This window comes from Sphingomonas sp. (assembly GCF_031380695.1).
Taxonomy (GTDB): Bacteria; Pseudomonadota; Alphaproteobacteria; order Sphingomonadales; family Sphingomonadaceae; genus Sphingomicrobium.
Window position 1 is genome coordinate 1 of the sequence record NZ_JANMWY010000046.1, and the last position, 20,295, is coordinate 20,295.

The window sequence follows — 20,295 nt, forward strand, 5'->3', positions numbered from 1 at the left end:
CCGCTCGCCGTCCGCCTGCTCGACCGCTGGCCGCTCCTCCGCCGCATCCCTGGTCGCCTGATCGGGCTCGGAGTCGGGCGGGAGACGGTGAGGTCACCCCGAGCCTAGACAGCCATCGCCTTTTCCAGGTTCGCGCGGATCGCCTCGAAGAATTGCTCGGTCGTCATCCACGGCTGGTCGGGACCGATCAGAATGGCGAGATCCTTGGTCATCTTGCCTTGCTCGACCGTCTCGATGCATACTCGCTCGAGCGTCTCAGCGAACATCACCACCTCGGGAGTCTCGTCGAACTTGCCGCGGTACTTCAGGCCGCCGGTCCAGGCGAAAATCGAGGCGATCGGGTTGGTCGACGTCGCCTTGCCCGCCTGGTGCAAACGGTAATGGCGGGTGACGGTGCCGTGCGCCGCCTCGGCCTCGATCGTCTTGCCGTCGGGGGTCATCAGCACCGAGGTCATCAGGCCCAATGAGCCGAAGCCCTGCGCGACCTGATCGGACTGGACGTCACCGTCGTAATTCTTGCACGCCCACACGAACTTGCCGCTCCATTTAAGCGCGGAGGCGACCATGTCGTCGATCAGACGGTGCTGATATTCGATCCCCGCCTTAGCGAACGACTCCTTGAATTCGCTGTCGAACACTTCCTGGAAAATGTCCTTGAAGCGCCCGTCATAGGCCTTGAGGATGGTGTTCTTGGTGCTGAGGTAAACCGGCCAGCCGAGGTTGAGGCCATAGTTCAAGCTCGCCCGGGCGAAGTCGCGGATCGAATTGTCGAGGTTGTACATGCCCATCGCGACGCCGGCGCTGGGATAGTCGAAGACCTCATGCTCGATCACCTGACCGTCCTCGCCGGTCCATTTCATCACGAGCTTGCCTCTGCCGGGAATGAGGAAATCGGTCGCCTTATACTGGTCGCCATAGGCATGGCGGCCGATGACGATCGGGTCGGTCCAGCTAGGAATCAGGCGTGGAATGTTGCTGATCACGATCGGCTCGCGGAAGACGACACCGCCCAGGATATTGCGGATAGTGCCGTTGGGCGACTTCCACATCTTCTTGAGCTTGAACTCCTCGACGCGGGCTTCGTCCGGGGTGATCGTCGCGCACTTAACGCCGACGCCATATTTTTGAATCGCCTCTGCGCTTTCGACCGTGACCTTGTCGTCGGTCTCGTCGCGATGCTCCATGCCGAGGTCGAAATAGATCAGATCGACGTCAAGGTAGGGAAGGATCAGCTTCTCGCGAATCCACTGCCAGATGATCCGCGTCATCTCGTCGCCGTCGAGCTCGACTAGCGGGGTTTTCACCTTGATCTTGGCCATGGTCGCTTCCTGGGATCGATTGGATTGGGCCGGGCCTTAAGCGGCGTCTTGCCGTTACGCAACGTCATGCGCACCGAGGAGTTGTCCCCTTGAACCGCCACGAGTAGGGGAGGGCGATGCCCGAAATCGACAAGCCCGACAGCCAGCTGACCGCAGTCAAATGGCGTTTTCCCTCCGTCCACCCGGAGGGCCGCAAATTCGCCCTGATCGCCGCAGTGGCGACATTGATCGCCTATAATGCGATTAGCCCGTTCCTCGGCTGGCTGATGGTCGGCCTGACCATCTGGGTCGCCGCCTTCTTTCGCGATCCGATCCGCACCACGCCGCAGGACCCGTCGCTGATCGTTGCGCCGGCCGACGGCCTGATCACGATGGTCGTCCGCGTCGCTGCCCCGCCCGAACTGGCCGGTCAGATGAGCGGGACCTTCACTCGCGTGTCGATGTTCATGTCGGTGTTCGACGTCCACATCAACCGCGCGCCGATCGCCGGGCGCATCGCCAGGGTCGCCTATGTTCCGGGCAAGTTCCTCAACGCCGACCTCGACAAGGCGAGCGAGGATAATGAGCGGCAGCATTTCCTGGTGACGCGCGACGATGGCGTGTCGATCGGTTTCACCCAGATCGCCGGGCTGGTCGCGCGGCGGATCATGGCGTTCGTCAAGGAAGGCGACACGGTCGCGGCGGGCGAGCGCATCGGCCTGATCCGGTTCGGCAGCCGGGTCGACGTCTATCTACCCGAAGGGACAAGCCCGCAGGTAGTGCTCGGCCAGCGGACGATCGCCGGCGAGACGGTGCTGGCGACGATCGGCCAGACGCGATTGCTGATCGGCAGCAGCCAGTGAACGAGCGCGAGGGGCGGGGGCTGCCGCTGAGGGCGTTCATCCCCAATGCCGTGACTGTCCTTGCCCTGTGCGCCGGGCTGACGGCGATCCGCTTCGGGTTCACCCAGGAATGGGAAAAGGCGATGATCGCCATCGTCGTCGCGGGCGTGCTGGACGGGATGGACGGCCGCATCGCGCGGATGCTCAAGGCGAACAGCAAGTTTGGCGCCGAGCTCGACAGCCTGTGCGACAATATCGGGTTCGGCACCGCCCCCGCGCTGATCCTGTTCCAATGGTCGCTGACCAATGCGCCACGATTCGGCTGGACGGTCGCGCTGGCGCTGGCGGTGTGCTGTGCGCTTCGGCTCGCTCGCTATAATTCGCGGATCGATGCGGAAGTGCAGCCGCACAAGGCCGCCGGATTCAACACCGGCGTTCCCGCTCCGGCCGGAGCCGGGCTCGCCTTCATGCCAATTTATCTGTGGCTGATCACCGCCAACGACCTGTTCCGCGACTGGCGACAAGTGATGCCGTGGACGCTGTTCGTCGCCGTGCTGATGATCTCGAGCATCCCGACCTACAGCTGGACGTCGATCCGCATCCGCAAGAGCTGGCGCGTAGCGGCGCTGGCAGGGATCGCCCTACTTGGCGCGGCGCTAGTCAACGAGCCGTGGATCACGCTGTCGTTGGTGTCACTGACCTATCTGGTGACCGTGCCGTTCAGCATGGCGAGCTTTGCCCGGGTCAGGCGGCGGCGCGCCATTCGACTTGCGCCGGCACAGTAAGTGCCTTCCGCGCCGGCCGCGCACTGAACCGCACCGTTACCTGTCGCACCGGTAATGGCTCGCGCGCCAGCGATGACTGGCCCTTCAACGCTGCGAGGATTTTCACGCCACTATCGTCGAGCGCGACGAGCAGGACCGTAACCGCAGCCCAAGCGGCTACCAGGAAGGTGAGGGTGGCAAGGGCGACGGTCACGGGCGTTCTCCGTATGTTGCGGGTCAAACTGTGGACGAATCATTTTGTTCCGTTTTGGTCTGATAAACAGTGCCAAGCCGCCAGTGTTCCTGATTTGTTCTCTTGTGTCAAGCGCGCGTGGCGCGCCAACTCGCGTGAGCTTCCTCCCTCGACGCAGTGCAGCCAAGGGGTCAGGGGTTGAACTCGCCCGGGCCTTCGGCTAACGGCGCCGGCATTCCACAGGCGGAACCGTCATCACCGGTGCCGATCATAAGATCGGTTCTAGGTCCCGCCGAGGCATAACCGGAAAGGAACTGATTATGGCGACCACCGTCGTCACCCTACAGCAATTGCTCGAAGCCGGGGCCCATTTCGGCCACCAGACCCACCGCTGGAACCCGCGCATGAAGCCGTACATTTTCGGTGAGCGCAACGGCGTCCACATCATCGACCTGTCGCAGAGCGTCCCGCTGTTCGCGCGCGCCCTCGACTTCGTCCAAGCGGCAGTTGCGCGCGGCGGCAAGGTGTTGTTCGTCGGCACCAAGCGCCAGGCGCAGGACGCGATGGCGGAAGCGGCGGCGTCATGCGGCCAGCATTTCGTCAATCATCGCTGGCTCGGCGGCATGCTGACCAACTGGAAGACCATCTCCAACTCGATCAAGCGCCTCAAGACGCTCGAGGAACAGCTGTCGGGTGACACCGCCGGCCTGACCAAGAAGGAAGTCCTGCAGCTGACGCGCGAACGCGACAAGCTCGAGAAGAGCCTAGGCGGCATCCGTGACATGGGCGGTCTGCCTGATGTCATGTTCGTGATCGATTCGAACAAGGAAGAGCTGGCGATCAAGGAAGCCAACGTCCTCGGCATCCCGGTCGTCGCAATCCTCGATTCCAATTCGAATCCGCAGGGCATCGCCTTCCCGGTTCCGGGCAACGACGACGCCAGCCGCGCGATCCGACTTTACGCCGAAGCGATCGCCACTGCGGCGCGTTCGGGCAAGAGCGGCAATCAGGCGGCCAAGGGCGTCGACATCGGCGAAATGGCTGAACCGCCGGTCGAGGAAGCGCTGGCCTAAGCAGACTGTTCGCCGGCCACGGTCGGCGTTCAGGCTTTCTGTTCGCTGGACCCCGGCTTTGGCCGGGGAACGCACAATTGAGGAATGAGACATGGCTGACATCACCGCTGCCTCGGTGAAGGAACTGCGCGAGCGCACTGGCGCCGGCATGATGGATTGCAAGAAGGCGCTGACCGAAAATGGTGGCGAGATGGAGGCGTCGGTCGACTGGCTGCGCACCAAGGGCCTCGCCGCCGCCGCCAAGAAGGCTGGCCGCACCGCCGCCGAGGTCCTGGTCGGCGTCGCCGTCGCCGGCACGAAGGGCGCGGTCGTCGAGATCAATTCCGAGACCGATTTCGTTGCCAAGAACGAGCAGTTCCAGTCATTCGTCCGCGACGTCGCGCAACTTGCGCTGACCACCGCTGGCGACGTCGAGGCGCTCAAGGCGGCCGCCTACCCGAGCGGCGGAACGGTCGCGGACAAGCTGACCGAAAATATCGCCACGATCGGTGAAAATCAGTCGCTGCGCCGCACCAGGGTGCTCGAAGTGCCGCAAGGCGCGATCGTCAGCTATGTCCACAACGCCGCCGCGCCCAACATGGGCAAGATCGGCGTGCTGGTCGCGCTCGAGAGCGCCGCCCCCGCGGACGTGCTTACGGCGCTTGGCAAGCAAATCGCGATGCATATTGCCGCCGCCAACCCGCTGGCACTCGATGACTCCGGCCTCGATGCCGACCTGATGGCGCGCGAGAAGGCGATCGCCATGGAAAAGGCGACCGAGAGCGGCAAGCCGGCCAACATCATCGAGAAGATGGTCCAAGGCACGATGGCCAAGTTCCGCAAGGAAAGCGCGCTGCTCAGCCAGCTGTTCGTGATCGACGGCAAGACCCCGATCGCCGACGTCGTCGCCGCCGCCGCCAAGGACGCCGGTTCGCCGATCGTCCTGAAGGCCTATGAGCGGTTCCAGCTCGGCGAAGGCATCGAAAAGGCCACCAGCGACTTCGCCGCCGAAGTCGCTGCGACCGCAGGGATCAAGAAGCCCGACCCGGTTTCGTAAGTTTCCGCTAACCAGTTGGCAGCGGGGCAGGGGGTGCGTAAGAGCGCTCCCGGCCCCGTTTTGCTATCCGCGAGAGGCCGAAGAGGATACCGCCACACAATGACCCGCCCGCGCTTCCACCGCATCCTCCTGAAGCTGTCGGGCGAAGCGCTGATGGGCGATGGCCAGTTCGGCATCGATCCGGACACGGTCGCCGGCCTGGCGGGCGAGGTCGCCGCGGCCAAGGCGGCTGGGCATGAACTGTGCCTGGTCGTCGGAGGTGGCAACATCTTCCGCGGCATGGCCGCCTCCGCCAAGGGCATGGACCGGGCCAGCGCCGACTATATGGGTATGCTGGCGACGGTCATGAACGCGCTGGCGGTGCAGAATGCGCTGGAGAAGCTCGGCATCGACACGCGAGTCCAGTCGGCCATCCCGATGTCGAGCGTGTGCGAGCCCTATGTCCGCCGCCGCGCGATGCGCCATATGGAGAAAGGGCGGATCGTGATCTTCGCCGCGGGCACCGGCAATCCCTATTTCACGACCGACACCGCCGCCGCGCTGCGCGCCGCCGAAATGGGCTGCGACGCACTTTTCAAGGGCACCAGTGTTGACGGCGTCTATGATGCCGACCCGAAGAAGGTCCCAACCGCAAAACGCTATGATCACCTGGACTTCCACCGCGTCCTTGCCGACGATTTGAAGGTGATGGACGGCGCCGCCATCGCCCTGTGCCGCGATAACAAGATCCCGATCGTCGTGTTCAACATCCGCCAGCCCGGCAACCTTGCCCAGGTGCTGGCGGGGCAGGGGACCGCGACGATCGTCTCGACCGAGGAGTAGACCATGCCTGCCTATGACAAGAATGACATCCAGCGCCGCATGGCCGGCGCGACGGAGGCACTGAAGTCCGACCTGGTCGGGCTGCGCACCGGCCGCGCGTCGACCGCGCTGCTCGATCCGATCCAGGTCGAAGTCTATGGCGCGAATATGCCGCTCAATCAGTGTGCTACCGTCTCAGTCCCGGAGCCGCGCATGATCTCGGTCCAGGTGTGGGACCGGTCCAACGTCACGCCGGTCGAGAAGGCGATCCGCAACGCCGGGCTGGGCATCAACCCGATCGTCGACGGGACGACGATCCGCCTACCGATCCCCGACCTGACCGAGGAGCGGCGCAAGGAACTCGCCAAGCTGGCCGGTCAATATGCGGAAAAGGCGCGGATCGCGGCGCGCAATGTCCGCCGCGACGGGATGGACGCGCTCAAGACCGACGAGAAGAAACATGAAATTAGCGAGGATGAGCGCAAGCGGCACGAGACCGAGGTGCAGAAGATGACCGACGAGACGATCAAGGACATCGACGCCGCCGCGCATGCCAAGGAACAGGAAATCCTCGGCAAGTGACGCGTTTACCCGCCCCGTCCGTCCCTAGCGACGCCGTGGGCGCGCCGGCGACGGGTGATGGGCGTGTGCCGCGCCATGTTGCGATTATCATGGACGGGAACGGGCGCTGGGCAGCGAAGCGGGGGCTGCCGCGCGTTGCCGGACACCGCGCCGGGGCAGAGGCGGTGCGGACAACCGTGCGCGCAGCCGCCGAGGCCGGGGTCGAAGTGCTCACCCTCTACGCGTTTTCGAGCGAGAATTGGCGGCGGTCGGACGAGGAAGTGTCCGACCTGACCGCGCTGATGCGCTTCTACCTCGACCGCGAGATTGCGACGCTGGAGCGCGACGGGGTGCGGCTGGAATTCATCGGCGAGCCGGCGGCATTCGGCAGCGATCTTGCCGCGCGGATGCAGCGGGCGACCGAGCGCACGCGGCATAACCGCAAGATCATACTGGTCATCGCGCTCAATTATGGCTCTCGCGCCGAGATTGCGGGTGCCGCAAGGCGGCTGGCCGAGAAGGTCGCCGATGGCGAAATGACGGTTGACGCGATCGACGAATTGACGATCGAGCGCGAACTGCAGACGAGCCGCTGGCCCGACCTCGACCTGCTGATCCGCACGTCGGGCGAAGTGCGACTTTCGAATTTCCTGCTGTGGCAGGCGGCCTATGCCGAGCTGATCTTTCTCGACACGCTATGGCCCGATTTCGATGCGACCGCGCTGGGCGACGCGCTCGGACAATATACCGCGCGCCAGCGCCGCTTCGGAGGCCGCTGAACCTTGGGCAATTTGGCGTGAGCAATCTGGCAACGCGGATCGTCAGCGGGCTAGTCATGATCGCGGTTGCGCTCGGCGCGGCGGTGCTCGGCGGCTATTTCTTCGCCGTGCTGGTCGCGGCGGCGGCGGCGATGATCTTCGTCGAATGGACGCGGATGGTGCGCGGCTGGGGCTTGGGGTGGCAGCTGTCCGGCTTCGCCTATGCACTGGTCCCGGCGCTGGCCCTGCTGTGGATCCGCGAGCGGGCGCCGCACGATTTGATGCTGCTGTTATGGGTGTTCATCGTCACCTGGTCGACCGACATCGGTGCCTATTTCGCCGGACGGGCGATCGGCGGGCCGAAACTGGCGCCGGTGATCAGTCCCAACAAGACTTGGGCTGGGCTGATCGGCGGGATGATCGCGGCGGGAGTGCTTGGCGGTCTTTGGGCCAATTTCACCGGCCTGTCGCCAGCGCTGCTGTGGCTGGCACCGCTGTTCGCAGTCGGGGCGCAGGGCGGTGACCTGCTCGAAAGCGGGCTGAAACGCCGCGCCGGAGTCAAGGATAGCGGGACAATCCTGCCCGGCCATGGCGGGATAATGGACCGGCTCGACGGGCTGGTGGTGGTGGCCAGCCTGACCGCGCTGGTGGTGGCGGCGGGATGGCTGTGAGCCGGACCCTCGCCATCCTCGGTGCAACCGGGTCGGTAGGCACCTCGACGCTCGATCTCGTCGCGCTTCATCCCGAGCGCTTCGACGTAACCGCGCTGACGGCGGCGACGCAGGTCGATGCGCTGGCCGATGCGGCGATCAGGACCGGGGCAAAACTGGCGGTCATCGACGATGAAACGCTGCTTCCTCGCCTGCGGGAGCGGCTGGCGGGCAGCAATTGCCGGGCCGCAACGGGGCGTGCTGCGCTCAGCGAAGCGGCCACTTCGGCTGACCTCGTCATGGCCGCAATCGTCGGCTGCGCGGGCCTCGAGCCGGTCATGGCGGCGCTCGCGGCGGGCAGGACGGTCGCGCTTGCAAACAAGGAGTCGCTGGTCACCGCCGGCGCGATCATGACAGACGCGGCGACCCGCTGCGGCGCGACGATCCTACCAGTCGACAGCGAGCATAATGCCATTTTTCAGTGTCTTGTGGGAAATCGTTCGCAAGACGTCGCAAAGTTGGTCCTGACGGCGAGCGGCGGTCCGTTCCGCCAGAAAAGCCTCGCCGAGATGCGCGCCATGACTCCCGAGCAAGCGGTGGCACACCCCAACTGGTCGATGGGTGCCAAAATTTCGGTCGATTCAGCGACGATGATGAACAAGGGGCTCGAGCTGATCGAGGCGCATCATCTGTTCGCGCTACCTCCCGAGCGGATCGACATCCTCATCCATCCACAATCGGTCATTCACTCGATGGTCGAATATGTCGACGGGTCGGTCCTTGCCCAGCTCGGCAGCCCCGACATGCGCATCCCCATCGCCCACGCGCTTGCCTGGCCCGAGCGGATGGCGACCCCGGCGGCACGGCTCGACCTCGCCAGCATCGCGACACTCACCTTCGAGCAGCCCGATTCCGAGCGCTTTCCGGCGCTGCGCCTGGCCCGCAGCGCGCTGGAAGAGGGTGGGGCGGCACCAACCGTGCTCAACGCCGCCAACGAGATCGCCGTCGCTGCCTTCCTTGCGCGCCGGATAGGTTTTGGCGACATTGCCGCGCTGGTCGAGCGCGCGCTGGGGGCAGTCGGCGCGCCACCGCCCCGCTCCGTCGCCGACGTGCTCGACATCGACCGCGAAGCGCGCGACACGGTGCGTCAACTCATGATATCGCTCGCCGCCTGATGCTCAATCAGCCCCCCATCTGGTTCATCCTCATCGCCTTCCTGTGCGCGTTGGGGCCGCTCGTCTTCCTTCACGAGCTTGGTCATTACGCGGTCGGGCGCCTGTTCAGGGTCGGCGCCGATAGCTTCTCGATCGGTTTCGGGCCGGAGATCGCCGGCTGGACCGACAAGCGGGGCACCCGGTGGAAGCTCGGCCTGCTCCCACTCGGCGGCTATGTCCGCTTCACCGGCGATGCCGACGCGACCAGTCGTCCTGGGGCCGAGCCGCTGAGCGAGGAACGGCAGGCAAAGAGTTTTCATCTGAAGCCGGTGTGGCAGCGGTTTCTGATCGTGCTGGCCGGTCCGGCTGCCAATTTCCTCATCGCCATCTTGATCTTCGCTGGCTTCTTCATGACGTTGGGTATGCCCAAGAGCCCGCCGGTGGTCGGCAAGGTCGTGCCCGGATCGGTCGCCGCCGCAATCGGGATTCAGGCCGGCGACCGCATCACGACCATCGCCGGCCGGTCGATCGGAACGTTCGAGGATATCTATCGGACCGTCTCGCTCCGCCCCGACCAGCAGGTCGTGATCATCATCGTGCGGGGCGGAACGCTGCGCGCAGTCGAGACCCGGCTGGGGTCGGAAGAAATCAAGGACAATTACGGCCAGGCGGCGCGCAAGGGCCTGCTCGGAATTACGCCGGCGAGCCGAGTGTTCGAGCGGCCGCCGCTGATCCAGGTGCTGCCGCTGGCGGCGCAATACACATTTACCATTACTCGCTGGATGGTCGATGGGCTGGGGCAGGTGATCACCGGCCAGCGATCGGTCAAGGAATTGGGCGGCACGCTGAAGATGGCACAGATCGCCGGACAGCAGGCCGCGCTCGGCCCGTTCGAGTTTTTCCAGTTGGTCGCCCTGTTCTCAATTAATCTGGGATTCATCAACCTCTTGCCAGTGCCGATGCTCGATGGCGGCCATCTGGTCTTCTATGCCGTCGAGGCGGTACGAAGGCGGCCGGTCAGCGAGCGGGCACAGGAATGGGCGTTTCGCGGCGGGCTTGCATTAATCTTCGCGCTACTGATGTTCACGACGTTCAACGACCTGGGATCGTTCGGCGTGTGGGCGAGATTGGGCCAGTTGATCGGCTGACGTGCTTGATTGGAACCGGTGCTTAGGGCAGGGCCGCACCGGGCGCCCAGATGGCACCTTGCGACATACAAGATAAGGGCGGAAAAACGCGTGAAGGCAGCGAGCAACAGCAATTTTCGGCGGATGGGCGCGATGCTCCTCGTCGGCACGATTCTGGGCGCCAGCGCCGCCCCGCTGATGGCGCAGGAAGCCGCGGCCGCGGCCACCGCTGCCCCCGCCACTGCTCCGGAAGCGCCTGCAGCTTCTGCCCCGGTCAACGTCACCGCCGCGCCCAGTACGGGCACGATCCGCTCGATCTCGGTCAAGGGTGCCGAACGGCTCGAGCCGGAGACGATCCGCTCCTACTCTAACCTCAACCCGGGGCAGAGCTACACGACCGAGACGCTCGATTCGGCGCTAAAGGACCTCTACGCGACCGAGTTGTTCGCCGATGTCGTCATCTCGGGCGCCGACACCGGCGCGCTGGTCATCACGGTGCGCGAGAATCCGGTCATCAACCGGATCGTGCTGGAGGGCAATAAGCGCCTGAAATCGGACAAGATCACGCCCGAGATCAAGCTCGCCCCGCGGCAGATCTTTACCCGCTCCAAGGTCCGCGCCGATGTTGATAGGATCATTGAGCTCTACAAGCGCCAAGGCCGCTTCGCCGCCAGCGTCGAGCCCAAGATCGTCCAGCTCGACCAGAACCGCGTCGACCTGGTGTTCGAGATCCACGAGGGCGACAAGTCAAAGATCCGCGCGATCAACATCATCGGCGCCGATCATTTCAAGGTCGGCGCGCTACGCAAGCAGATGTACACCAAGCAATCGGGCGGTCCGCTCGGCTTCCTGAAGTCGAACGACAGCTATGATCCCGACCGGCTGGCCGCCGATCAGCAGAAGCTGCGCGCCTTCTATCTGACGCAGGGCTATGCCGATTTCCGCGTCGTCAGCGCGCTCGCTGAGCTGACGCCGGACCGCAAGGACTTCGTCATCACCTACGTGGTAGAAGAAGGTCCGCGCTACAAGTTTGGCAAGATTACCGCCGAGAGCGAGATCCGCGACCTCAACGCCGCCAAGCTGCAATCGCAGATCAAGCTCAAGGAAGGAGCATGGTTCAACGCCAAGGCGGTCGAGGATACCGTCACCGGGCTCAACCAGACCGCCGGCAACCTGGGCTACGCTTTCTCCGACATCAGCCCGAATTACGATCGTGATTCGGACAAGAAGCTGATGAACATCACTTTCCAGGCCGTTGATACGCCTCGCGTCTATGTCGAGCACATCAACATCCAGGGCAACACATCGACGCGCGACAAGGTCATCCGCCGCGAGTTCCGCATCAATGAGGGCGACGCCTTCAACGCGGTCAGGATCAAGCGCAGCCAGGACCGCATCCAGAGCCTCGGCTTTTTCCAGGAAAAGCTGGAGGTCAAGCAGACCCAGGGGTCGACCCCCGACCGGGTCAACCTCGGCCTCGATCTCGAAGAGAAGTCGACCGGTCAGCTGCAGCTGTCGGCGGGTTATTCGAGCCTCGAGAAGTTCATCATCTCGGCCTCTATCGAGCAGAATAATTTCCGAGGCATGGCGCAGACGCTTTCGCTCGGTGTCAACTATTCGCGCTATTCCAAGTCGGTCCAGGTCGGCTTCACCGAGCCCTATTTCCTCGACAAGCAGATCCTGCTTGGCGGCGACCTGTTCCGTCGCGATTACAACAGCTTCAACACCATCGGCAGCACGCGCAACACGACCTACTCGCAGCTGTCGACCGGCGGCGCGCTTCGTCTGGGGTTCCCGATCACCGAGTTCGCGACGCTCGGGGCGCGCTATTCGCTGGTCCAGGATAAGGTGTCGCTCGACCGGGCGACATTCTACACCAACGGCGTCTGCAATCCGCTCCTAGCCGGCCGCTATCTATGCGATGAACTCGGCAGACGGCTTACCTCGTCGATCGGCTATTCGCTCGGCTTCGACGATACCGACGGCATTCGCCCGACGCGCGGCCAGCGGGTAATCTTCAGCCAGGATTTCGCGGGTCTCGGCGGCGACGTTCGCTATATCCGCAGCCAAGCCAATGCGACTAAGTACTTGGGCCTGCCGCGCGGGTTCATCTTCTCGGCCCATGCCGAAGCCGGCTACATCCAGCCGCTCGGAAGTGCCCCTGCATCGGGCGCGGACAAGGTTCGTCTGACCGACCGCTTCTTCGGTGCCGACCTCCGCGGGTTCGATATCCGTGGTATAGGCCCGCGCATCGTCCGCCAGAATTACGACCTGACCGGCACCCTGCAGCCGCTCGATCTCAAGTCGGCGACGCAAGTGAGCGACGCGCTGGGCGGCCGCGCCTATTACAGGGGCCGGCTCGAGCTCGAGATCCCGCTCGGCGCCGGGGCCAAGAGCCTCGGCCTGCGGCCATCGACGTTCATCGATGTCGGCAGCGTGTGGTCGCTCAAGCGTCCGGTCCTGACCAATATCGTCGGCGTCTGCACCTTGACTGCGGCTGGCACGACAGCCGGCAAGCCAGTCGTCCCGACTATCCTCGGGGGAAACAGCACGGCCTGTATTGCGGACACGGCGAACTACACCTTCTCGCCAGGTTATAGCGAAGTCTTCCTCGGCAGTTCGCCCAAGCCTCGCCTGTCGATCGGCATCGGGGTTAACTGGACCTCGCCGTTCGGGCCGCTGCGCATCGATCTCGCCAAGGCGCTGCTTCATCAGCGCGGCGACGATACCAAACTCTTCTCGTTCAACGTAGGAACCCAATTCTGATGAAAAATCTTCTTCTCCTGACCGCGCTTTCGGCTGTCTTCCTGCCCGTCGCTGTTCAAGCCGCTCCGGCCAACGTCGTCGTGGTGGACCGCGAGCGTGTTTATGCCGAGTGCAATGCCTGCAAGTCGGCCCAGGCCCAGCTGCAGGCGCAGGCGACCGCGCTCCAGGCGCGCCAGACCGCGCTATCCACCCCGCTGAAGACCGAGGCCCAGTCGCTCCAGACCGCCGTCGATGCGCTTAAAGGGGCTCCTCCGGGACCGGCGCTAAAGGCGCGCGTCACGGCATTCCAGACGCAGCAGAATAACGCCAACCAGGAACTCGGTCGGATGCAGCAGACGCTGCAGGCGAGCCAGGCCAATGTTGTTCGCCAGATCGACGCCAAGCTCGATGGCATTTACGGCTCCGTGATGGGCGCCAAGGGTGCCAATCTGGCGGTCGACGTCGGTGCGACGCTCGCTCATGGCGCAGCGCTCGATGTGACCGCCGACGTCCTGGCGGCGCTGAATGTGGCGCTTCCTTCGGTCAGCGTTACCGCCCCGGCCGCCGCACCGACGGGTCGCTAAGCTGAACGATCAGGCGACCCCCCGGCCGGCGCTCGGCCCGCTCGACGTGCGCAAGGTGATGGCGGCGCTGCCGCATCGCTACCCCATGCTGCTCGTCGACCGGGTCGAGTCGATCGAGCCCGATGTGCGCATCGTCGCGACCAAGGCGGTGTCGATCAACGAGCCCTTCTTTGCCGGTCATTTTCCCGGGCGGCCGATCATGCCGGGAGTGCTGATCGTCGAGGCGTTGGCGCAGGCCGCCGGCATCCTCGCGGTTGAAAGCCTCGGCCTCGCCGGATCGGGGAAGCTGGTCTATTTCATGACGATCGATAACGCCAAGTTCCGCACCCCGGTCGAACCGGGGTGCCTGCTGACGCTCGAGGTTGAATTCGTCCAGAAGCGGTCGAGCGTGTGCAAGTTCAGCGGTCGGGCGAAGATCGGCGATAAGCTGGCGGCCGAAGCGAGCTTCACCGCGATGATCGCGGACCCGCCGACGGACTGATCTGCCAACCCCCGCTTGGCGCCTCTTCAACTCCGAACAGTGCGCCGAGTTTGGCCTTCAGCGCAGACGGCGGGCCATCGCCGACAATCATACCGCCCGCCAGCAGCAGCAGCCGGTCGAACCGATCGACGAGTGCGATGTCATGGAGCGCGACCATCACCGTCGCTCCGCCGCGCGCCGCCGCGGTAAGCAACTCCATCGTCCTCAGCACCCAATAGGGATCGAGGTTGGACAGCGGCTCGTCGAGCAGCAACAGGCGAGGCTCGGCGGCCAGCGCCCGGGCAAGTAACACCCGCGCCCGCTCGCCGGTCGACAGCGAACCGATCAGCCGGTCGGCCGTCGCGTGGAGCTCGAACGCTCCAAGCAGGGCCTCGATCCGGCCATGTTCGCGAGCCGCCAAGCCCAGCGCAATCACGTCGCGCACCGCGATCGGCCAGGCGATCTCGCGGCTTGCGGGGAGGAAGGCGAGCAGGCGTCGGCGGCGCACCTCGGCGAGCCCATCGAGTGACTCGCCGTCGATTCGGGCCGATCCGTCCGCGCCCTCGACCCCGGCCAGCGCGCGCAGCAGGCTGGTCTTGCCGCCGCCGTTGGGACCGACCAGCGCGATCATCTCGCCGCCCTCGCTGGCGAAGTCGAGCGCCGCCAATCGCTGGCCGAGCGCGACGGACTTCGCCTCCAACAGCGCCGTCATGGCGTCAGCCCGCGTCGCTGGTGGACGATCAACCACAGGAACAAGGGCGTCCCTGCCAGCGCGGTGATCACCCCGATCGGGATCGTCCGGTCGAGCCCGCGCGTGACGAGGTCGGCGATCAGCAGCAGCAGCGCGCCGATCAATGCGGCGGGGATCATTGCTCGTCCCGGATGGCCGCGTGTCAGCCGACGCGCGAGAAACGGCGCAATCAACCCTATGAAGCCGACCGCGCCACACACAGCGACGCAGGCACCGACGGCGACGGCGCTGAGCGCGACTACCTCAATCCCGAGCCGCTGCGGCCGAAAGCCAAGCGACGCAGCGACATCCTCGCCCAGCGCGAGCAAGTCGAGCGCACGGGCTCGGCGCGTGAGGAGAATTGCGGCGATCGTCGCCGGGATCAGCGCCGCGCCTGCCTGGCCTAGGCTGCGATCGGTGAAATTACCCATCAGCCAGTCGAACGCATCGTAGAAAGCGAACGGCGAGGGTGCCAGGGCGAGCGCGAGGCTGGTCGCCGCGCCACAGGCCAGCGAAATGCCGATTCCGGCAAGCAGGAGCATTGCCGTGTCCGATTTTCGTCCGGCCATAAGCAGGAGCGCGGCCAGCGCCGTTATCGACCCGGCGACCCCGCATGCGGCAAGCGCGAGCGGCTCGGTCAGGCCAAGCCAATAGCCACCGAGAACCGCACCGAGCGCCGCGCCACTGCTGCTGCCGGTGACATCGGGCGAAGCGAGCGGATTGCCGAACAGGGCCTGCAACGCCGCTCCGGTAAGCCCGAGCACCGCGCCATAGCCGGCGACAAGCAACGTGCGCGGCAGGCGAAGCTCGACCAGCAGCAGGGTGCGCAGCGCCGAGTCGAGCGAGAGGAGCGATGCCGGTAGCAGCAGGTGCAGCGCCAGCAGGGCGGCGAGCAGCACCAGCAGGAACGGCGCATTCTTCATCGCGCGCCACGCCGCAGCCGCTCGATCTCGTCGATCAGCAGCGGCCCGGCGCAGGTCCAGCGCCGTCCATCGGTGGCGATACGCCGGGAGGCGAGTCGGGCGAGGAGGGGGTGGGCGAGCCAGCGTTGCCCCTGCGACATTTGCCCGGCGCGGTAACTGCTGGTGACGAGCACCGCCGGTGGACGGATGGCAAGCGCTTCAAGCGTCGCGCGGCCGCCAGCAAGTCGGCGCTGCTTCAGCCCGGCGAGTGCAAGCCACTGAGCGCTGAGCGAACCCGGCATCAGGGAGAGTCCACCGCCGCCAAGCCAGATCGTATCGCGCGCCGCCGACGGTGCGGCCCGCAGGCGGGCCACGCGCTCAATCCACGGCGACGCCCGGCCCGGATCGCCAAGCAGTGCAGCCACTTGGCGAAGATTCTTCGCAACATCGTCGAGTGTCGAGGGCTGGGTCAGATCGACCACCCGCATGCCCATCGCCCGGGCAATCGCCCTGCTCGACCGCCCGCCGCCGCCACCCATGGTCAGCACAACCGTCGGATTCACCGCCACGACATCCTCGATCCGCCCGCGATTGGCGGGGACGCGCGACGCTAGCGGGGCGAGCACGCTTTCATGCGGATCCTTTGCGAGTCGGGTAACACTCGCGACCTCGCCCGGCCGCGCGAGCAGCAGTAGATATTCGTCGCTGCACATGTTGAGCGACGCTACCCGCACCGCCGCGCTAGCCGCCAAGAGCGAGGCGAATGCCGCCATCGATGCTCCTTCCTGATGGGCGATAGCCGACGACGTCGCGATATTCGCGGTCGAATGCGTTGGCCACGCGCCCGAACAGTTCGATCTGTGGGCTTACCCGATACCCGATCCTCGCATTGGCGAGGGCATAGCCGGGAAGGTCGACGACTATGAAACGGTCGAAATCATTGTCCGAGTGCCGCCCCGTATACGCAATCGATGCCCCATAGCTGAACTGCCCGCTCTCGCCGTCGACGCTGAGCGCGCCGGACCATTTGGGCCGCCGCACTTCCTTAACCTGCCCGATTGCCACGACCGGCTGCGTGGCGTCGAGCCACGCGCCCTGTGCGCGGACGCGGAGCGCGGGCAAGGGCGACCACGCCGCTTCGGCCTCGACGCCCTTGCGGCGGCTCGTGCCGCTGGCGTTGGCGGTGCCCGACAGAAACGTGACGTTGTCGAACGTCCCAACAATCTCGTTGCGCAGGCGCTGGCGGTACGCGGTGACCGAGGCACTCCACTGCGCATTGCGCCAGCGCAGGGATACCTCGCCGCCGCGTGAACTTTCGGGAACAAGGTTTGGATTTCCAACGAAACTGCCCGGGAAGAAGCCGTAGAGATCGAAGAAGGTCGGCTGGGCGATACCCTCGCCATAGGAGGCCACCGCTTCGAACCCGCCACCAAGCCGTGCGAGCAGTGAAGCCCGCACAGTGGTCGCGTCGCGGAAGCGGTTGAAGCCGTCTCGCCGCACCGCGACGTCCGCCGACAACACACGATAGTCGCCCTTCCATTCGACCGTAACCGACCGGTGCCGCCGCGACTGGTCCTGGTTGGAGTAGCCGCCGTAGGCAACGTCGCGGGCGTGAAAGCGCTCATCTTCCTGCTCGATCGCGGCGACGATATGCTGGTCGAGCGCGCCGATCGCAAAGTGGCTGCGCACCTCTGCGGTCAGGGTCCGTCGGTTGGCGCGAGTGCGGTTGATTTCGATCTGGTCGAGCCGGTTGATGTTTGATGAGCCGAGCCAGCCGGCCGACACCATCCCCGAGAATGTGTCGCTCGCCGACCCCGCGCTCGCCCATCCCCGCACCGCCGCGAGCCGGTTGCGCGTGTTGTCGAGCGTGTCGGCGTGAAGAAAGGTAACCGGCGAATAGCCGTCATATTCGCTCAGCGCCGAGGTCCCGAAGCCGGAAACGCCGAGCTCGATCTTCGGCGCGGCCCGCCACACCACCCGCCCGCGCAGGCTGTTGTTGTCATAGCCGTCCCGGTCGCCGCTGCCGTCGAACGCATCGGTTCCGCGCGACTTCTGTCCGGCGATGGCGAAGGCGGCAGTGACGTCCTTGCCAACGTAATTGGCCGATGCCGCACCACGGTAAGTTCGGAAGGATCCCGCTTCGGCCAGCAGGGTCGCTCCACTCGCCGTCGCCGCTTCTCCCTCGACCGCGATCACGCCGCCGATCGCCTCCGACCCCCACAGCGCCGACTGCGGTCCACGCACGAGCTCGATGCGCGAGGCGACATCGGCGTTGAGCAATTCGAATCGCGGCGCATTGCCCGCCGCCGGGTCGTTGGCGCGGATGCCGTCGATGAACAGCAAGGTGTGATTGGCCTCGGCACCGCGGATGCGGACGTCGGTCTGCGATCCGGCGGGGCCGCTCATCGATACCGCGACGGCCGGTAGCAACCGCAGATAGTCACTGACGAACGGAGCGCCGAGGCGGGCGATCTCGGCCCGGTCGATCAGCGAGACGCTGGCGCCCGTCGTCTCGGGCGTTTCGGGTAGGCGCGAGGCGGTGACGACGATCGTGTCGTTCGTCGGAGCAGGCGCAGATAGGGCAGTGGGGCTGTCGAACACGTCATTCTTCCATCCATGACAGTCGTCACGAAAGGGAAAGGCGCGATTGCCCGGCCCTCCGCCCACGGCTGGACCCGGCCGGGGGAACGGACGACGGACCGGGGCCAGTATCTGACTTGCGAGCCCAGCCGGTGGATCAGCTGAAGGCCGCTTACAGTTGCGGGCACAGTGCCGGATATTCGCCGGCTTCCTCTTCGCCGACGGCTTTCACCGTCGGAACCCAAGTCCTGTCGCGGCCAGTGCGGACCATCGCCCGCCTTGTCAAGAGAACTACCCTCGGCTAGGGCGCGCGGCTTGAACCGGCTGGTCGGAAACCAGCCACCTCGCAAGGATTACCGACGATGAAGAGCGGCACGCACCCCGACTATCACATGATCACCGTCCAGATGACCGACGGATCGACGTATCAGACGCGTTCGACGTGGGGCAAGGAAGGCGACACGATGACGCTCGACATCGACCCCAGCGCGCACCCGGCGTGGACCGGTGGCAATTCGCGCATGCTCGACACGGGCGGTCAGGTTGCGCGCTTTAACAAGCGGTTCGGCGGACTTTCTCTCGGGAAGAAGTGACGCGGGCGGGCGTACCGGGGACACTCCGAGAAGCTCAATCCAGCGTGATGTCCGCCTTCGACTCGGCTCCCACGGTTGAGACCGAGCGGGTCATTCTGCGCGCTTTTCGCCGTGACGATCTCGACGCCCATGCGGCGACGCTGGCCGATCGTGACGTCGTCCGCCATCTCGGCGGGCATGCGTTCAACCGCGAGGACAGCTGGCGGCGCCTGACGATGGCGGTCGGCCAGTGGCCGCTGCTGGGCTACGGCTATTGGGCGGTCGAAGCGAAGGCCGACGCGCGACTGGTCGGGCAGGTCGGGTTCGCCGATTTCGAGCGCGGCATGACCCCTGACATTTCGGGCGCGCCAGAAATGGGCTGGGTGTTCGACACTTCGGTCCATGGCCAGGGCATCGCCGGCGAGGCGTGCCGCGCCGCGCTGGCGTGGATCGACGCGATGTGGGCGCCTGCACAGATCCCGGCCATCATCTCGGTCCAGAATGCGAAATCCATGCGACTGGCCGAACGCCTCGGGTTTGTCCGCCAGCCCGACGCTATCTACCGCGAAGAACAAATCGCGCTGTTCCGGCGGAATCGCCCCTAGAAAGCGGCAAGCCCAGTAATTGCACGGCCCATGATTAGCGCGTGCACGTCGTGCGTGCCCTCATAGGTGTTAACCGTCTCCAGGTTCGCTGCATGGCGCATCACCTGATATTCGGCGCTGATACCGTTGCCGCCATGCATGTCGCGGGCGATGCGGGCGATGTCGAGCGCCTTGCCGCAATTGTTGCGTTTGATCATGCTGATCGTCTCAGGGACCAGCGTACCCTCGTCGAGCCGCCGCCCAACGCGCAACGCCGCCTGCAGCCCAAGTGTGATCTCGGTAACCATGTTGGCGAGTTTCAGCTGCACCAACTGCGTCGCCGCCAGCGGCCGCCCGAACTGCTTGCGGTCGAGCGTATATTGTCGCGCGGCGGTATAGCAGGCCTCGGCCGCGCCCATCGTCCCCCAGCCAATGCCATAGCGGGCGCGGTTGAGGCAGCCGAACGGACCCTTCAGCCCCGCCACGTTGGGCAATAGCGCGTCCTCGCCGACCTCGACCTCGTCCATCACGATTTCGCCGGTGATCGACGCGCGCAGGGACAGCTTCTGCTGGATCTTGGGCGCGGACAGCCCCTTCATACCCTTTTCCAGCACGAAGCCGCGGATCGCATCGCCATGCGCCTCGCTTTTCGCCCACACGACGAAGACGTCGGCGATCGGCGAATTGGTGATCCACATCTTGGCGCCGGAAATGCGAAAGCCATCGGCGGTCTTGACCGCCCGCGTGCGCATCCCGCCCGGGTCCGATCCGGCATCGGGCTCGGTCAATCCGAAGCAGCCGACCAGATCGCCTTTCGCCAATCCCGGCAGATACTTGTGGCGCTGTTCTTCCGAACCATAGGCAAAGATCGGGTACATCAC

The 20,295-nt window shown here is 65.2% G+C and carries 22 protein-coding genes and 1 riboswitch; of the genes, 15 read left to right on the plus strand and 7 right to left on the minus strand.

The window, feature by feature from the left end; all coding sequences use genetic code 11:
• Positions 1–104 precede the first annotated feature (104 nt).
• Positions 105–1,319, minus strand: a complete 1,215-nt coding sequence (locus RMN84_RS01795; protein WP_309610496.1) for an NADP-dependent isocitrate dehydrogenase — start codon at positions 1,317–1,319, stop codon at positions 105–107.
• Between the two features lie 116 nt (positions 1,320–1,435).
• Here RMN84_RS01795 and RMN84_RS01800 point away from each other — a divergent pair, with 116 nt between their 5' ends.
• Complete coding sequence (locus RMN84_RS01800) at positions 1,436–2,161, plus strand: phosphatidylserine decarboxylase (protein ID WP_309610497.1); 726 nt, start codon at positions 1,436–1,438, stop codon at positions 2,159–2,161.
• Complete coding sequence (locus RMN84_RS01805) at positions 2,158–2,925, plus strand: phosphatidylcholine/phosphatidylserine synthase (protein ID WP_309610498.1); 768 nt, start codon at positions 2,158–2,160, stop codon at positions 2,923–2,925. The genes RMN84_RS01800 and RMN84_RS01805 overlap by 4 nt, the downstream gene beginning before the upstream one ends.
• Here RMN84_RS01805 and RMN84_RS01810 read toward each other — a convergent pair.
• Positions 2,885–3,118, minus strand: coding sequence for a hypothetical protein (locus RMN84_RS01810; RefSeq protein WP_309610499.1), 234 nt, complete (start codon positions 3,116–3,118; stop codon positions 2,885–2,887). The two genes, RMN84_RS01805 and RMN84_RS01810, sit on opposite strands and share 41 nt — an antisense overlap.
• A gap of 299 nt (positions 3,119–3,417) precedes the next feature.
• On the opposite strand from RMN84_RS01810, the gene rpsB reads away from it, so the two are divergent.
• From rpsB to fabZ, 11 genes are all read left to right on the plus strand, one after another.
• The gene (rpsB, locus tag RMN84_RS01815) at positions 3,418–4,170 is read left to right on the plus strand and encodes a 30S ribosomal protein S2 (RefSeq protein WP_309610500.1); all 753 of its coding nucleotides are present in this window, start codon (positions 3,418–3,420) and stop codon (positions 4,168–4,170) included.
• A 91-nt stretch (positions 4,171–4,261) separates the two neighbouring features.
• Entirely contained in the window at positions 4,262–5,206 is a 945-nt protein-coding gene (tsf, locus tag RMN84_RS01820) for a translation elongation factor Ts (protein WP_309610501.1), read from the plus strand.
• 99 nt (positions 5,207–5,305) lie between these two features.
• Positions 5,306–6,028 carry a UMP kinase gene (pyrH, locus tag RMN84_RS01825; protein ID WP_309610502.1) on the plus strand — a complete coding sequence of 241 codons (723 nt, stop codon included), beginning with the start codon at positions 5,306–5,308 and terminating at the stop codon, positions 6,026–6,028.
• Between the two features lie 3 nt (positions 6,029–6,031).
• Positions 6,032–6,589, plus strand: a complete 558-nt coding sequence (gene frr, locus RMN84_RS01830) for a ribosome recycling factor (protein WP_309610503.1) — start codon at positions 6,032–6,034, stop codon at positions 6,587–6,589.
• 89 nt (positions 6,590–6,678) lie between these two features.
• On the plus strand, positions 6,679–7,347 hold the full coding sequence (gene uppS / locus RMN84_RS01835; protein ID WP_405051418.1) for a polyprenyl diphosphate synthase: 669 nt from the start codon (positions 6,679–6,681) through the stop codon (positions 7,345–7,347).
• 17 nt (positions 7,348–7,364) lie between these two features.
• Positions 7,365–7,997 (plus strand): phosphatidate cytidylyltransferase, encoded by a 633-nt coding sequence (locus tag RMN84_RS01840; protein ID WP_309610504.1) that lies wholly within the window; start codon positions 7,365–7,367, stop codon positions 7,995–7,997.
• Positions 7,988–9,151 (plus strand): 1-deoxy-D-xylulose-5-phosphate reductoisomerase, encoded by a 1,164-nt coding sequence (locus RMN84_RS01845; RefSeq protein ID WP_309610505.1) that lies wholly within the window; start codon positions 7,988–7,990, stop codon positions 9,149–9,151. The genes RMN84_RS01840 and RMN84_RS01845 overlap by 10 nt, the downstream gene beginning before the upstream one ends.
• Positions 9,151–10,278 (plus strand): M50 family metallopeptidase, encoded by a 1,128-nt coding sequence (locus RMN84_RS01850; protein ID WP_309610506.1) that lies wholly within the window; start codon positions 9,151–9,153, stop codon positions 10,276–10,278. The genes RMN84_RS01845 and RMN84_RS01850 overlap by 1 nt, the downstream gene beginning before the upstream one ends.
• A 123-nt stretch (positions 10,279–10,401) precedes the next feature.
• A complete protein-coding gene (bamA, locus tag RMN84_RS01855; RefSeq protein WP_309610516.1) occupies positions 10,402–13,023 on the plus strand; it encodes an outer membrane protein assembly factor BamA in 2,622 nt (873 codons plus the stop codon).
• Entirely contained in the window at positions 13,023–13,586 is a 564-nt protein-coding gene (locus tag RMN84_RS01860) for an OmpH family outer membrane protein (protein ID WP_309610507.1), read from the plus strand. The genes bamA and RMN84_RS01860 overlap by 1 nt, the downstream gene beginning before the upstream one ends.
• Before the next feature lie 58 nt (positions 13,587–13,644).
• Complete coding sequence (fabZ, locus tag RMN84_RS01865) at positions 13,645–14,067, plus strand: 3-hydroxyacyl-ACP dehydratase FabZ (RefSeq protein ID WP_309610517.1); 423 nt, start codon at positions 13,645–13,647, stop codon at positions 14,065–14,067.
• Here fabZ and RMN84_RS01870 read toward each other — a convergent pair.
• Genes RMN84_RS01870 through RMN84_RS01885 form a run of 4 tightly spaced genes read right to left on the minus strand, consistent with a single transcriptional unit; the run spans position 14,033 to position 18,279 of the window.
• Positions 14,033–14,758 (minus strand): ABC transporter ATP-binding protein, encoded by a 726-nt coding sequence (locus tag RMN84_RS01870; RefSeq protein ID WP_309610508.1) that lies wholly within the window; start codon positions 14,756–14,758, stop codon positions 14,033–14,035. The two genes, fabZ and RMN84_RS01870, sit on opposite strands and share 35 nt — an antisense overlap.
• Positions 14,755–15,699 (minus strand): iron ABC transporter permease, encoded by a 945-nt coding sequence (locus RMN84_RS01875; RefSeq protein ID WP_309610509.1) that lies wholly within the window; start codon positions 15,697–15,699, stop codon positions 14,755–14,757. The genes RMN84_RS01870 and RMN84_RS01875 overlap by 4 nt, the downstream gene beginning before the upstream one ends.
• Positions 15,696–16,451, minus strand: a complete 756-nt coding sequence (locus RMN84_RS01880) for a hypothetical protein (RefSeq protein WP_309610510.1) — start codon at positions 16,449–16,451, stop codon at positions 15,696–15,698. The genes RMN84_RS01875 and RMN84_RS01880 overlap by 4 nt, the downstream gene beginning before the upstream one ends.
• Positions 16,420–18,279 (minus strand): TonB-dependent receptor domain-containing protein, encoded by a 1,860-nt coding sequence (locus tag RMN84_RS01885; RefSeq protein WP_309610511.1) that lies wholly within the window; start codon positions 18,277–18,279, stop codon positions 16,420–16,422. The genes RMN84_RS01880 and RMN84_RS01885 overlap by 32 nt, the downstream gene beginning before the upstream one ends.
• 84 nt (positions 18,280–18,363) lie before the next feature.
• A riboswitch (cobalamin riboswitch) is annotated at positions 18,364–18,518 on the minus strand.
• Between the two features lie 102 nt (positions 18,519–18,620).
• Between RMN84_RS01885 and rpmE the strand changes: the two genes are divergently transcribed.
• The gene (gene rpmE / locus RMN84_RS01890) at positions 18,621–18,851 is read left to right on the plus strand and encodes a 50S ribosomal protein L31 (protein ID WP_309610512.1); all 231 of its coding nucleotides are present in this window, start codon (positions 18,621–18,623) and stop codon (positions 18,849–18,851) included.
• A 47-nt stretch (positions 18,852–18,898) separates the two neighbouring features.
• Complete coding sequence (locus RMN84_RS01895; RefSeq protein WP_309610513.1) at positions 18,899–19,435, plus strand: GNAT family N-acetyltransferase; 537 nt, start codon at positions 18,899–18,901, stop codon at positions 19,433–19,435.
• Here RMN84_RS01895 and RMN84_RS01900 read toward each other — a convergent pair.
• A partial coding sequence (locus RMN84_RS01900; protein ID WP_309610514.1) for an acyl-CoA dehydrogenase family protein occupies positions 19,432–20,295 on the minus strand: 864 nt, incomplete at its 5' end. The genes RMN84_RS01895 and RMN84_RS01900 overlap by 4 nt on opposite strands.

Excerpts from the sequence above, each read along its gene's own strand:
- RMN84_RS01795 (WP_309610496.1), bottom strand. The coding sequence starts at position 1,319 with ATGGCCAAGATCAAGGTGAAAACCCCGCTAGTCGAGCTCGACGGCGAC.
- RMN84_RS01800 (WP_309610497.1), top strand. The coding sequence starts at position 1,436 with ATGCCCGAAATCGACAAGCCCGACAGCCAGCTGACCGCAGTCAAATGG.
- rpsB (WP_309610500.1), top strand. The coding sequence starts at position 3,418 with ATGGCGACCACCGTCGTCACCCTACAGCAATTGCTCGAAGCCGGGGCC.
- tsf (WP_309610501.1), top strand. The coding sequence starts at position 4,262 with ATGGCTGACATCACCGCTGCCTCGGTGAAGGAACTGCGCGAGCGCACT.
- pyrH (WP_309610502.1), top strand. The coding sequence starts at position 5,306 with ATGACCCGCCCGCGCTTCCACCGCATCCTCCTGAAGCTGTCGGGCGAA.
- frr (WP_309610503.1), top strand. The coding sequence starts at position 6,032 with ATGCCTGCCTATGACAAGAATGACATCCAGCGCCGCATGGCCGGCGCG.
- uppS (WP_405051418.1), top strand. The coding sequence starts at position 6,679 with ATGGACGGGAACGGGCGCTGGGCAGCGAAGCGGGGGCTGCCGCGCGTT.
- RMN84_RS01845 (WP_309610505.1), top strand. The coding sequence starts at position 7,988 with ATGGCTGTGAGCCGGACCCTCGCCATCCTCGGTGCAACCGGGTCGGTA.
- RMN84_RS01850 (WP_309610506.1), top strand. The coding sequence starts at position 9,151 with ATGCTCAATCAGCCCCCCATCTGGTTCATCCTCATCGCCTTCCTGTGC.
- bamA (WP_309610516.1), top strand. The coding sequence starts at position 10,402 with ATGGGCGCGATGCTCCTCGTCGGCACGATTCTGGGCGCCAGCGCCGCC.
- RMN84_RS01860 (WP_309610507.1), top strand. The coding sequence starts at position 13,023 with ATGAAAAATCTTCTTCTCCTGACCGCGCTTTCGGCTGTCTTCCTGCCC.
- fabZ (WP_309610517.1), top strand. The coding sequence starts at position 13,645 with ATGGCGGCGCTGCCGCATCGCTACCCCATGCTGCTCGTCGACCGGGTC.
- RMN84_RS01870 (WP_309610508.1), bottom strand. The coding sequence starts at position 14,758 with ATGACGGCGCTGTTGGAGGCGAAGTCCGTCGCGCTCGGCCAGCGATTG.
- RMN84_RS01875 (WP_309610509.1), bottom strand. The coding sequence starts at position 15,699 with ATGAAGAATGCGCCGTTCCTGCTGGTGCTGCTCGCCGCCCTGCTGGCG.
- RMN84_RS01880 (WP_309610510.1), bottom strand. The coding sequence starts at position 16,451 with ATGGCGGCATTCGCCTCGCTCTTGGCGGCTAGCGCGGCGGTGCGGGTA.
- rpmE (WP_309610512.1), top strand. The coding sequence starts at position 18,621 with ATGAAGAGCGGCACGCACCCCGACTATCACATGATCACCGTCCAGATG.
- RMN84_RS01895 (WP_309610513.1), top strand. The coding sequence starts at position 18,899 with ATGTCCGCCTTCGACTCGGCTCCCACGGTTGAGACCGAGCGGGTCATT.